Source organism: Arcicella sp., assembly GCF_964672035.1.
In genome coordinates this window covers 55,865-68,286 of sequence record NZ_CBABQS010000019.1, presented here as the reverse complement: position 1 = coordinate 68,286, position 12,422 = coordinate 55,865, and the positions used below count along the sequence as shown (strand labels likewise).

Below are 12,422 nucleotides of genomic sequence, written 5' to 3'. Positions count from 1 at the left end.
CTTCTGAATTATTTAAAACAAAATGAAAAAGACATTTGGGTAGCTCCGATGGTAGAAGTAGCGGAGCATATTAAAGCGGTAAGAAAATAGTAAAAATACCCATCCTAAAAGCATTTAACCAATGAAAAACCGCATACTGATTTTATTTACGTTCGTCTTTGTTCATGCTTCCTTCGCTCAAATGGCAAAAATTGACAGTAGCAAATACCCAAAGATTTCGGTATTTACTACCCAACAAGACCATGATAATATGAAGGCAACTTTGGGTATAAAAACCTTGCGTTCTGGTCCAAGTGGTAATGAATCTGCTCCAAATCATGCCAATTATGATGAAAATATAGCCAATCCATGTCCTCAATTACCCGATATTCTTACCTTAAATAATGGCAAAAAAGTAACAAGTCCTGAAATTTGGCACAGCCAACGCAAACCAGAATTGATGGAAGAATTTGAGAAAAATGTTTACGGACGAATTCCTAAAAATGTTCCAAAAGTAAATTGGACCGTAAAAATTACCGATAGAGAATTTGTAAATCGCATTCCAGTTATTGCCAAAGAATTAGTTGGTCACGTTGATAATTCCGATTATCCATTGATAAATGTGGACATAAAAATGGTGTTGGTTGTCCCTACCAACGTAAAAGAACCCGTATCAGTGCTGATGATGCTTGGTCGACCTGTTTTACCCGCACCCGCTCAGCCATCAAACGAAGATTTGGAAACGATAAATACGGCTTTTAAAGAAATGATGATAAAATCTAATCCTGAAATGAAGGCTATTTTTGATAAATATCCTGCTTTTCAGCCCATTACAAAATTGCCAGCGCCCAACTTTTTTGCTCCACCAAAACCTGACGAAGAACTCACCCCACAAGAGCGATTACTTGCCGCAGGTTGGGGTTATGTAACCATCGACCCATCCAGTATTCAAGCCGATAATGGCGCAGGATTGACTCGTGGAATTATTGGTTTGGTAAATAAAGGGCAACCTCGCAAACCCGAAGATTGGGGTTCGTTGCGAGCATGGGCTTGGGGAGCCGCTCGTGGTTTAGATTATTTAGAAACGGATGCTTTGGTTGATGCTAAAAAAGTAGGTATCGAAGGCGTTTCTCGCTACGGAAAAGCCGCATTGGTAACCTTGGCGTTTGAACCACGTTTTGCTTTGGGTTTGATTGGTTCATCTGGAAAAGGAGGAACTACGCTTCACCGTAGAACTTTTGGTGAAGCAGTTGAGAGTTTAACGGGCGGTGGAGAATACCATTGGATGGCAGGAAATTATTTGAAATATGGTACGGAAGAATCCTCTTTTGGCAAAAAAACGGGTTGCGATATGCTCGTTGATTCTCACGAATTGATTGCGCTTTGTGCGCCACGACTAACGTTTGTGAGTTATGGTATTCCTGAAAAAGGTGATTCAAAATGGCTCGACCAAAAGGGGAGTTATATGGCAACAATTGCTGCAGGTTCGGTTTTTAAGCTATTAGGAACCAAAGATTTAGGCGTTTCTAATGATTATACTACTGAGAAAATGCCTCCGATGCTCACCGATATGCTGGATGGAAATTTGGCATGGCGACAACACGAAGGCGGACACACGGATGCGCCAAATTTCAAATCTTTTATTCCTTGGGCGAGTAAGAATTTAGACTACCAAAAAGTAAATGTACAGTAAATTACCATTTAACCATCCCCAATAAAAATGCAAACTACTCGTAGAGATTTCATTAAAACCACAAGCCTCGGTGCGATTGGTTTAAGCGTTTTTTCTTCTTTTGATTCTTTCGGAAAAGCGGTAATTTCTTTACCAAGAAAAAGCCCAGAATCTCAGGGAGTCGCTTCGGAAGGACTCAGAAAATTCTTGAAAGCAACCCAAGAATCGGGTTTAGAATGGCATAGTTTTATGTTGATTCGTCACGGAAATGTAGTAGCAGAAGGATGGTGGAAACCTTTTGAAGCGGAATATAAACATACGCTTTATTCGCTTTCCAAAAGTTTTACGAGTTCAGCCATTGGTTTTTTGGTAAATGAAGGAAAAATTTCGGTCAATGACCAAGTGATTAAGTTTTTTCCCGATGAAACGCCTTCATCGCCCAGCGAGAATCTTAAAGCGATGAAAATTAAGCATTTACTCATCATGAATACGGGGCATGATACCGATACAATGCCCGTTTTAAGACAATTTGAAAATCAATCTTGGGTAAAATCTTTCCTCGAACATCCTGTTATTCATCAACCAAGTTCCCATTTTTTGTACAACACGGGCGCAACCTATATGTTAGGAGCAATTGTGCATAAAATGACGGGGCAAACGTTGGAAGAATATTTAGAACCTCGTTTGTTTAAACCTTTGGATATTAAAGGCTACGATTGGGAAAAATCCCCGCAAGGCCTCAATACGGCTGGTTTTGGATTAAGATTAAGTACCGAAGACATTGCCAAATTTGGACAGTTTTATTTGCAAAAAGGCAAATGGAATGGAAAACAATTATTGCCTGAAAGTTGGATAAAAGAAGCAACGGACAAACAAACAGAATCACAATCGGGCGATAATGAGTGGTCGCAGGGATATGGTTATCAGTTTTGGCGTTGCAAACCAGGTTTTTATCGGGGCGATGGTGCTTTTGGTCAATTTTGTATGGTAATGCCCGAACAAGATGCCGTCTTGGTAATGACTTGCGAGAGTTTTAATTTAGGAAAAACGATGGATATGGCGTATCAGACTATTTTACCTGCTCTTTCCAAGAATTCATTACCAGAAAATTCAACGGAATTAACGTCCTTAAAAAAGGAAATTGCTGCCCTTGCTTTACCCGTTCCAAAGGCAAATAAGACTTCAAAAAATGCGAGTAATTGGAGTGATAAATGGTTTGACTTAGAAAATAACGCTTATAATGTTCCCCAAATTGGCTTTGGCTTTTTTGAAGATGGAGGTGTTTTGAGAATAAAAGAAGGAAATGGATTTCAGAAAATTGCTTTCGGTTGGGAAAATTGGAAAGTAAATAAAAATGGGAATAAAAACTTTTTCCCCGTTGCCAATCGTACGCATATTCAATCAAAAATTGCTGCCACGGGTACTTGGATTGACGACAATACTTTGCAACTTAATTTCAAGTTTGTCGAAACCGTTCACGGAGATAAATTAACCATCACCTTTGATGATAATAAAATAGCGGTTGCTTTTTTAAATAGTGTTTCTGAAAATTCAAAAAATATTCCCGATAAACGTGAGAAGTTAATAGGGGTTTTAAAAGTGTAAAATTATGAAAAATATTATTAGTAAATACCTAATAATCAGTAGTTTACTTATTTTTACTGCTTCTGTCGGTGTTGCACAAATTGATAAAAAGGCAACCAAACAAACAAAAGCACTTTATAAAAATCTGGGAAAGATTGCTCAGTCACAAATCCTTTTTGGGCACCAACACGCCACCGAATACGGACATGGTTGGTATGGCGATACAAACCGTTCGGATGTAAAATCGGTCACGGGTTCGCATCCCGCCGTAATTGGGATTGATTTTAGTGGATTATCGGGCAGACCGAAAGAAGCAATTGAAAAAACGAAGGCAGATTTACGGAAAAACGTGGTGGATACCTACGAGCGTGGAGGCGTGACAACGGTGGCTTGGCATTTTTCAAATCCTGCCTCAAAAGGCGGTTTTTATTGGAAAGATTCTGTTTCTGCTCCCGCCATTTCGATGATAAAAGAAGGGGGTTCGCATCATCAACAATACAAAGAAATTCTGAAAACAATTGGTGAATTTGCACATTCTGTAAAAGCAAAAGATGGGACACTTGCCCCCATGATTTTTAGACCTTTCCATGAGTTTGATGGTGATTGGTTTTGGTGGGGTAAATCACACTGTTCAAAGGAAGATTTTGTGTCGGTATGGCAATTTACAGTTACGTATTTACGGGACAGTTTAGATGTCCATAACTTTATTTATACTTTCTCACCCGATAATAAATTTAATACCGAAGTCGAGTTTTTAGAACGTTATCCAGGCGATAATTTTGTGGATATGGTAGGCATGGATAATTACGGAGACTTTGGCAGAGATGGCAAATATAATCTCGAAAGAGGAGTTAAAAAACTGAAGATAATTTCTGATTATGCCCTAAAAAACAATAAGTTAGCGGCTTTTACGGAAACAGGGTTAGAATCAATTCCAAATACAACTTGGTGGACAGAAAGGCTACTAAAAGCCTTGAAATCTGAGAAAATGCAATTGGCTTACGTCTTGGTTTGGCGGAACGATAGTCGTAGTCAAACGCATTTTTATGCGCCTTATCCAGAACAAGTGAGCGTGCCAGATTTTATGAAATTTTATAACGATCCTTATACCGTTTTTGAGAAGGATTTAAAGAAAATTTATAAGCGAAAGTTTTTAGGTTTATTCTAAAAAAAATATATTATTATGGCAAATGAAAGTGATTTCTACCAAGCCTTTCAGAATAATCAATCATGTAAACTAACCTTCCCATTATTAAACAATATTCGATGAAACTAAATTTATATTCTCTGACAATTATGCTTTTTGTAAGCTCAATAGCATTCTCTCAAACTCAAAGCAAAATCGGTATTTTTGACGAAAGAACAGACGTTGGCAATCCCGCAATCTCAGGTAAAGTAACTTACAATCCCACCACCCAAGAATATATCATGGAAGGGTCAGGAGCGAATATGTGGGCAAATACCGATCAATTCAACTTTTTATCTAAGAAAATAAAAGGGGATTTTATCATCAGCGCTACGCTAAAATTTGAAGGTGCTGGAACAAATCCACACCGTAAAATTGGCGTGATTGCTCGCAATACCTTATCAGGAAATTCTGCTTACGTCGATGCCTGTGTACATGGTGATGTTTTGACATCTTTGCAGTACAGAAACACGGAAGGCGCTATTACTGATCAAGTTGTGCTTTCAAGTTTTCATCCAGTGGCAATTGAATTACAAAGAGTTGGTAATGTTTTTACCTTCTCGGCAGCTACAAAAGGTGAAAATTATAAGTCAGTTTCCAAAGAAATTGCATTGAATGAAGAGGTTTTTGCGGGAATATTTATTTGCTCACACGAAGAAAAAGTTTCAGAAAAAGCCATTTTCAGTAACGTCAGAATTACGATTCCTGCCGCCACTGATTTTCGTCCCTATCGTGATTATATCGGAAGTCAGATTGAAATTATGGACGTAAAAACGGGGCTTCGTAAAATTCTATTTACTGCTCCAAATTCGCTACAAGCACCCAATTGGTCAAAAGATGGAAAATATCTGTTTTATAATAATTCCGATGGATTGATGTACAAATACACAATCGCAGACGGAAAAAATGAAGTACTAAATACAGGTTCACAAAAGCAAAATAATAATGATCATGCACTTTCTTTCGATGGTAAACAGTTGGCAATCAGCAATTATCATGGAAATAAACGTATTTCTACGATTTATACTTTGCCAAGTAGTGGTTCAGGCAATCCTGTGCAAATTACCAATCCCGAATTAGGACATTCTTGGTTTCACAGTTGGTCGCCCGATGGAAAACGATTAATTTATATGGGTGAAAGAAATAAACAACAGGATATTTGGGCGATTGATATTGCCACCAAAAAAGAAACTCAATTGACCAATACCCCAACCCTTGATGATGGCCCAGAATACTGCCCCGACGGAAAATTTATTTACTTCAATTCTGTTAGAACAGGAACGATGAAATTATGGAGAATGAAACCAGACGGAAGTAATCAAGAACAAGTTACTTTTGATGAATATAACGATTGGTTTGCTCACTTTTCACCCGATGGCAAACAGATTGTTTATATCTCGTTTCCAAAAGAGATTGAGCCAACCTCTCATCCTTTTTATAAGAAAGTATATTTGAAAATGATGCCCGCCAGTGGTGGAATTCCGCAAACAATTGCTTATGTATATGGCGGACAAGGCACCATGAATACGCCATCGTGGTCGCCAGACGGTAAATATATCGCTTTTGTAAGTAACACTAAATTGGATAAATAAACGCTCTTAATAAGATTTGACCTTTTCCAAATTTTGGAGAATTACATTATCACACAAATGAATCGTTAAAATAACTATTTATTAATCAATTACTAATCTAAAAATAATAATGTTACATTCAAAGTACTTAATAATCATTGCTTTTTTGAGCTATTCAATTTCGGCTAATTGCCAAAACGAAGGCAAAAAGCCCATTTCTCAGCCATTAGTAAAGCACATATATACGGCTGACCCATCGGCTCATGTATTTAACGGAAAAATTTATATTTATCCTTCGCACGACATTGAATCTGGTACCAAAGAAGACGATGAAGGTGGACATTTTGATATGAAAGATTTTCATATTTTGTCGATGGATAAAATCGGTGGAAAAGTTATCGATAATGGCGTAGCGTTGGATATAAAGGATATTCCGTGGGCGGGTCGTCAGCTTTGGGCTCCCGATGCGGCGTATAAAAATGGTACTTATTACCTGTATTTTCCCGTAAAAGATAAGCAAGATGTTTTTAGAATCGGTGTAGCAACGAGCAAAAAACCATCGGGACCGTTCAAGCCCGAAGCAACACCAATAAAAGGCAGTTACAGCATCGATCCTGCGGTTTTCAAAGATACTGACGGAAGTTATTATATGTATTTTGGGGGAATCTGGGGCGGACAATTACAACGCTGGAAAGACAATACGTATCTTGGTAAAACCGAAAATCCTAAAAAAGGAGAAATTGCTCGTTTACCAAGAATGGCAAAATTATCTGCCGATATGAAAAATTTTGTTGGAGACGTGAAAGAAATTAAAATTTTGGATGAAAAAGGAAATCTTTTCATAGAAGACAATAATGATAAACGCTTTTTTGAAGCTTCTTGGATGCATAAATACAAAGGGAAATATTACTTCTCATACTCTACGGGCGATACGCACAATATTTGTTATGCCATTGGTAACAGTCCATCTGGGCCATTTACGTACAAAGGAATTGTGTTGAAACCCGTGCAAGGTTGGACCAATCACCACTCAATTGTTGAGCAAAATGGAAAATGGTATTTGTTTTATCATGATGTACAATTATCAGGAAAAACTCACCTCAGAAACGTAAAAGTAACGGAGTTGAAATATAATCCAGATGGCACAATTCAGACCATTGAAGCATATAAATAAGTTTAAATAGTTCCAATATTAATGCTAATACCTTAAAAATGAAAAAACTGCCAATTTTGTTAATCATTATCCTATTTTCATTTTCCGACGTTTTTTCTCAAACCGATGCAGGTTTGAAAGACTATTATAAGGATTATTTTCCGCTTGGCGTGGCGGTCAATCCACGAATGATGGATGTAGGAAAAGAATCGAGCCTAATTTTGGCACACTTCAACAGCATGACACCCGAAAATGCGATGAAAATGGGACCAATTCATCCCGAAGAAAATAGGTATAATTGGGAGCCAGCTGATAAAATAGCCAATTTTGCGGTGAAAAATGGACTAAAATTACGGGGCCATACTTTATGTTGGCATAACCAAACACCCAACTGGTTTTTTACAGATTCATCGGGGAAAATGGTGAGTAAAGAAGTGCTTTTGGCTCGCTTGAAACGCCATATTAACGACGTGGTGAGTCGCTATAAAGGTAAAATATACGCTTGGGATGTAGTCAACGAAGCTGTACCCGATGGCGGTACTGATGTGTATAGAAAATCAAAATTTTTAGAAATTATTGGTGAAGAATACATACAACGTGCTTTTGAATACGCCCACGAAGCCGACCCAAATGCCAAATTATTTTATAACGATTATAACACAGAAGATAAAGTAAAAAGAGATAAGATATACCTGATTGTCAAGGGGTTGGTTGATAAAGGAGTGCCAATTCATGGCGTTGGTTTGCAAGCTCATTGGTCATTATTCGAACCTACTTCACAAGAATTAGAGGAATCAATTACCAAATTTGCGAGCTTGGGATTATCCGTTCAAATTACGGAATTAGATGTTTCTGTACATCCCAAACAACACGAGCGTTCCAATGAAGCATTTAAAGGCGTAAGTGTTTTTACCCCAGAAATGGACGAAAAGCAAGCACAGCATTACAAAATGTTATTTGAAGTTTTTAGAAAATATAAAAATAATATTTCAGGCATCACATTTTGGAATTTATCGGATAATTATTCTTGGTTAGATAATTTCCCTATCCGTGGAAGAAAAGATTACCCCTTACTTTTTGACCAAAACAATCAACCGAAAAAGGCTTTTTTTGAAGTGATAAAATTCTAAATAATAACACAAAATATAAACTCTCTTATGATGAATCGTTATCTTTTATTTTCTTTAATATTCTTACTTTTCCACCAATCTGATGCTCAAACTGGCGTATTAAAGCAGATAAAAGTAAAAGGTAATAATTTTGTTACTTCTGATGATAAAGTATTTATTTTCAGAGGTTTAAATACCAGTGACCCTGATAATCTCATGAAAAATGAGCATTGGAATAAGGCTTATTTTCAGGAAATGAAAAACTGGGGAGCAAACATCGTTCGATTCCCAATTCATCCCACTGCATGGCGAAGACAAGGAAGAGACAAGTACCTCAAAATGTTGGATGAGGGCGTAAACTGGGCAACAGAGTTAGGGATTTACGTAATTATTGATTGGCATAGTATCGGCAATTTGCGAACAGAAATGTACCAATCTGATATGTATGAAACTACTCAAAAAGAATCATTTGAGTTTTGGCGAACCATGGCAAAGCATTACAAAGGCAATAATACGGTGGCATTTTTTGAATTATTCAATGAACCAACCACGTATAATGGACAATTAGGCACTTGTTCGTGGGCAGATTGGAAGCAATTGAATGAAGAAATGATTGGGATTATCAGAGCAAACGGAAGTACTACCATTCCATTGGTAGCGGGTTTTAATTGGGCTTATGATTTAACAGAAGTAGCCACTAATCCCATCAATGCAGAAGGAATTGGTTATGTTTCGCATCCATATCCCATGAAAAGAAATAAACCGTGGGAGGCGCAATGGACAAAAGATTGGGGATTTGTTAAAGAAAAATATCCATTGATTTTGACAGAAATTGGTTTCAGTGGACCTGAAGAAGCAGGGGCGCATATTCCCGTAATTAGTGATGAAACTTACGGTGATGCAATCACAAAATATTGTGATGAAAAACAAATCTCATGGGTGGCTTGGGTTTTTGACCCTCAATGGGCTCCCCGTTTATTTTCCGATTGGAATTATACGCCAACTCGTCATGGAAAATACTTCAAAAAAGCATTGACTGACAGAGTGAAATTATCGGAATAGAAAATGATTCAAATTTTAAAAATGGTATTCTTAGCGCAAATTAATTGCGTTGATAATACCATTTTTATTTGGAAGGATTTTGACATTCATGAATAATAAATCCACGGAGATGTTTTTTTACATGCTCAAAAGAATATTGTTGGAGGTAAGGTTAGTAAGTTCTATGTAGAAATGAGGATGATAAAAAATGTATTCACTCTTCATAAATGATTTTTACTGTCCCCATTTACTTACCCATAAAATAAAAAACCCCTCATACGTTGCGTATGAGGGGTTTTTTGTGGTAAAAGGCGGACTCGAACCGCCGACACACGGATTTTCAGTCCGATGCTCTACCAACTGAGCTATTTCACCATTTACTTTTTTGGTACTCCCCAATGTGTCATTTGGGACTGCAAAGGTAGGAAAAATTTTTACTTCTCCAAAACCTGTAGTGAAAAAAAATTAAAAAAAAATAAATGGTATGCTTGCATAACATTTATTCGACAACAATCTTTGTATCATTTAGTTTTATCTGTAAATTGTGAAAGTTTCGATGTTGAGTTGTCAATGTTTGATATTCGTTATTCAATTTTAGGTTAGCGAATATCAAAAATAAAACTCCGAACCTCGAAAAACCGAACATCAAACATCGAACAACAAACCGAGCGACAGTCGCATCGAGTTCCCAACATCGAAAAACGAAAATAAAACATCGAATAAAAATATGCAAATCCTTCAACAAATTCTATTCGTATTAGCACTGGGTGGTGCAACATTATTAATTGCCAAGCGTGTTGGAATTATTAAAAAATCAATTCAATTGGGGCGTGCCGAAGACCGTTATGATAATCCCTCTCAACGTTGGGTAACGATGTTTAGAATTGCTCTTGGACAAAAAAAGATGTTCGACAAACCAGTGGTGGGTATTATGCACTTTGTAATTTATGCAGGATTTATTTTGATTAATGTGGAAGTCTTAGAAATCATCTTGGATGGTATCTTAGGAACGCACCGACTTTTCTCTCCTGTTTTGGGCGATTTTTATCGCTATTTAATTAACTTCTTTGAATTCTTAGCATTCGGCGTTTTAGTGGTTTGTGTGATTTTCTTAATTCGTAGAAATATCACCAAAGTTAAAAGATTACAACCAACTCGCCACCGTGAATTGAACGGTTTTCCTATAATTGATGCCAATACGATTCTTTTGGCAGAAATTATTTTAATGACAGCACTTCTAACGATGAATGCCGCCGATAGCGTACTACAAGAGCGTGGCAACGAACATTATCATGAAGTTGGTACATTTGCTTTCTCAGGATTTTTGAAGCCCTTATTTGCTTCTTTTTCAGATACTGCCTTGGTTGTCTACGAACGAGTGGCTTGGTGGTTACATATTTTGGGTATTTTGGCTTTCGGGTTGTATGTTACTTATTCAAAACATCTTCATATTTTCTTAGCATTTCCGAATACGTATTTCTCAAATCTTGAACCAAAAGGTGAAATGCCAAATATGCCTGACGTAACCAAAGAAGTTCAAATTATGTTGGGATTGACGCAACCCGATGCCAACGCACCCACAGAAATTGCTCGTTTTGGCGCAAAAGACGTGAAGGATTTGACTTGGAAAAACCTCATGGATGCCTACTCATGTACGGAGTGTGGGCGTTGTACCGATGCCTGTCCTGCCAATATGACTGGGAAAAAACTTTCTCCAAGAAAAATCATGATGGATACTCGTGACCGTTTGGAAATTGTGGGAGCAAACATGGCTGCCAATGGAGGAAATTTTGTGGACGATGGCAAATCTCTCTACGGCGACCATATTTCTGCCGAAGAACTCCGTGCTTGTACGACTTGTAACGCCTGTGTGCAGGAATGCCCCATCAATATTTCGCCTTTAGATATTATTTTACAAATGCGTCGCTACCAAATTATGGAAGAATCTGATGCTCCAGCCTCTTGGAATGCGATGTTCTCGAACTTGGAAAATAATCAAGCTCCTTGGAAATTCTCACAAGGGGATAGATTTAATTGGGCGGAGGGAGTTAAATAGTTTAAACATAAAATCAACAAAAACCACCCAAATGAAAACATTCTCAATCATCATAATTGCTTTATTGAGTTTCGGAACAATTGCCTATTTATTAGGCCCAAAACCCGAAGCGCCAAAATTGGAAGTTCCGATGTTTAAACTCACGGGCGATTTACCTACTTTGGAAAAACAAATCAACGAAGGAGAAGCCGCCGAAAAAGGCATTCGTCCTGATTGTCAAGCTCGAATTGTTTGGGCCGATTCTACCAAAAAGGAGAAAACTAAAATAGCTTTTGTCTATATTCACGGATTCTCGGCAACGCAAGAGGAAGGAAACCCTATCCATAGAAATATTGCCAAAAAATACGGTGCAAACCTTTATTTGGTACGTTTGGCGGGACATGGCGTAAATTTGGGAGACTCCACAATGGAAAAAGTAACGGCTGATGATTTTATCCATTCGGCTGAATACGCTTTGGCAGTTGGTAAAACTTTGGGCGATGAAGTCGTGGTAATGTGTACCTCTTTCGGGGGTGCTTTAACGACTTATTTGGCATCTAAACATCCCGAAATTAAGGCAATCGTGATGTATTCGCCCTGCATAAAAATTTATGATGATAAGGCAGAAATATTGGATAATCATTGGGGCTTGGAATTAGGAAAGACTGTTTCTGGCTCATACGTGCGTGATTTTGCGGCTACTAACCCTCAACACGCTAAGTATTGGTGTCAGCATTATCATCTGAATGGCGTAATTGCTTTACAGAATTTTCTCACAAATGTGATGATTCCAGCGACTTTTGAGAAAATAAAATGTCCTGCTTTTATGGGTTATTATTACAAAAATGAAGAAGAGCAAGACAAAGTGGTTTCTGTGCCTGCAATGTTGAAAATGTTCGATGAATTAGGCTCAAAAATTAAACAAAAAGTCGCTTTCCCGAATGCTGGCAATCACGTGTTGGCATCCCCGATTTTGTCAAAAGATGTGCCGAATATTCAGAAAGAGACAGAGAAATTTTTAGATGGGGTTTTAAAATAATTTATTGTGTAAATCTATCGTTTTCAAACTATTAATTGTAAACCGAAATAACG

The 12,422-nt window shown here is 37.6% G+C and carries 9 protein-coding genes and 1 tRNA gene; 9 read left to right on the top strand and 1 reads right to left on the bottom strand.

Translation table 11 applies throughout. From position 1 onward, the window contains the following. Positions 1–121: 121 nt before the first annotated feature. The 7 genes from AC1W31_RS07770 to AC1W31_RS07740 all read left to right on the top strand — a co-directional run bounded on the left by AC1W31_RS07770 (position 122) and on the right by AC1W31_RS07740 (position 9,316). Positions 122–1,672, top strand: a complete 1,551-nt coding sequence (locus AC1W31_RS07770) for an alpha/beta hydrolase family protein (RefSeq protein WP_481733853.1) — start codon at positions 122–124, stop codon at positions 1,670–1,672. Between the two features lie 27 nt (positions 1,673–1,699). Continuing rightward, positions 1,700–3,256, top strand: coding sequence for a serine hydrolase domain-containing protein (locus AC1W31_RS07765; protein WP_481733852.1), 1,557 nt, complete (start codon positions 1,700–1,702; stop codon positions 3,254–3,256). 4 nt (positions 3,257–3,260) lie between these two features. Next, entirely contained in the window at positions 3,261–4,403 is a 1,143-nt protein-coding gene (locus AC1W31_RS07760; RefSeq protein ID WP_481733851.1) for a glycoside hydrolase family 26 protein, read from the top strand. Between the two features lie 98 nt (positions 4,404–4,501). After that, complete coding sequence (locus AC1W31_RS07755; protein ID WP_481733850.1) at positions 4,502–6,013, top strand: TolB family protein; 1,512 nt, start codon at positions 4,502–4,504, stop codon at positions 6,011–6,013. A gap of 109 nt (positions 6,014–6,122) precedes the next feature. After that, the gene (locus AC1W31_RS07750; protein ID WP_481733849.1) at positions 6,123–7,166 is read left to right on the top strand and encodes a glycoside hydrolase family 43 protein; all 1,044 of its coding nucleotides are present in this window, start codon (positions 6,123–6,125) and stop codon (positions 7,164–7,166) included. A 38-nt stretch (positions 7,167–7,204) separates the two neighbouring features. After that, positions 7,205–8,275, top strand: a complete 1,071-nt coding sequence (locus AC1W31_RS07745) for an endo-1,4-beta-xylanase (protein WP_481733848.1) — start codon at positions 7,205–7,207, stop codon at positions 8,273–8,275. A gap of 27 nt (positions 8,276–8,302) precedes the next feature. Beyond that, positions 8,303–9,316 (top strand): glycoside hydrolase family 5 protein, encoded by a 1,014-nt coding sequence (locus tag AC1W31_RS07740; protein ID WP_481733847.1) that lies wholly within the window; start codon positions 8,303–8,305, stop codon positions 9,314–9,316. Positions 9,317–9,597: 281 nt separating this feature from the next. On the opposite strand, the gene AC1W31_RS07735 is transcribed toward AC1W31_RS07740, so the two are convergent. After that, positions 9,598–9,670 (bottom strand) — tRNA-Phe (locus AC1W31_RS07735). Positions 9,671–10,022: 352 nt separating this feature from the next. Between AC1W31_RS07735 and AC1W31_RS07730 the strand changes: the two genes are divergently transcribed. After that, positions 10,023–11,351, top strand: coding sequence for a 4Fe-4S dicluster domain-containing protein (locus AC1W31_RS07730; protein ID WP_481733846.1), 1,329 nt, complete (start codon positions 10,023–10,025; stop codon positions 11,349–11,351). 31 nt (positions 11,352–11,382) lie between these two features. Next, positions 11,383–12,369, top strand: a complete 987-nt coding sequence (locus tag AC1W31_RS07725) for an alpha/beta hydrolase (protein ID WP_481733845.1) — start codon at positions 11,383–11,385, stop codon at positions 12,367–12,369. The last annotated feature ends 53 nt before the right edge of the window (positions 12,370–12,422 follow it).

Coding starts and splice junctions, on each gene's coding strand:
- AC1W31_RS07765 (WP_481733852.1), top strand. CDS start 1,700: ATGCAAACTACTCGTAGAGATTTCATTAAAACCACAAGCCTCGGTGCG.
- AC1W31_RS07770 (WP_481733853.1), top strand. CDS start 122: ATGAAAAACCGCATACTGATTTTATTTACGTTCGTCTTTGTTCATGCT.
- AC1W31_RS07740 (WP_481733847.1), top strand. CDS start 8,303: ATGATGAATCGTTATCTTTTATTTTCTTTAATATTCTTACTTTTCCAC.
- AC1W31_RS07730 (WP_481733846.1), top strand. CDS start 10,023: ATGCAAATCCTTCAACAAATTCTATTCGTATTAGCACTGGGTGGTGCA.
- AC1W31_RS07725 (WP_481733845.1), top strand. CDS start 11,383: ATGAAAACATTCTCAATCATCATAATTGCTTTATTGAGTTTCGGAACA.
- AC1W31_RS07745 (WP_481733848.1), top strand. CDS start 7,205: ATGAAAAAACTGCCAATTTTGTTAATCATTATCCTATTTTCATTTTCC.
- AC1W31_RS07750 (WP_481733849.1), top strand. CDS start 6,123: ATGTTACATTCAAAGTACTTAATAATCATTGCTTTTTTGAGCTATTCA.
- AC1W31_RS07760 (WP_481733851.1), top strand. CDS start 3,261: ATGAAAAATATTATTAGTAAATACCTAATAATCAGTAGTTTACTTATT.
- AC1W31_RS07755 (WP_481733850.1), top strand. CDS start 4,502: ATGAAACTAAATTTATATTCTCTGACAATTATGCTTTTTGTAAGCTCA.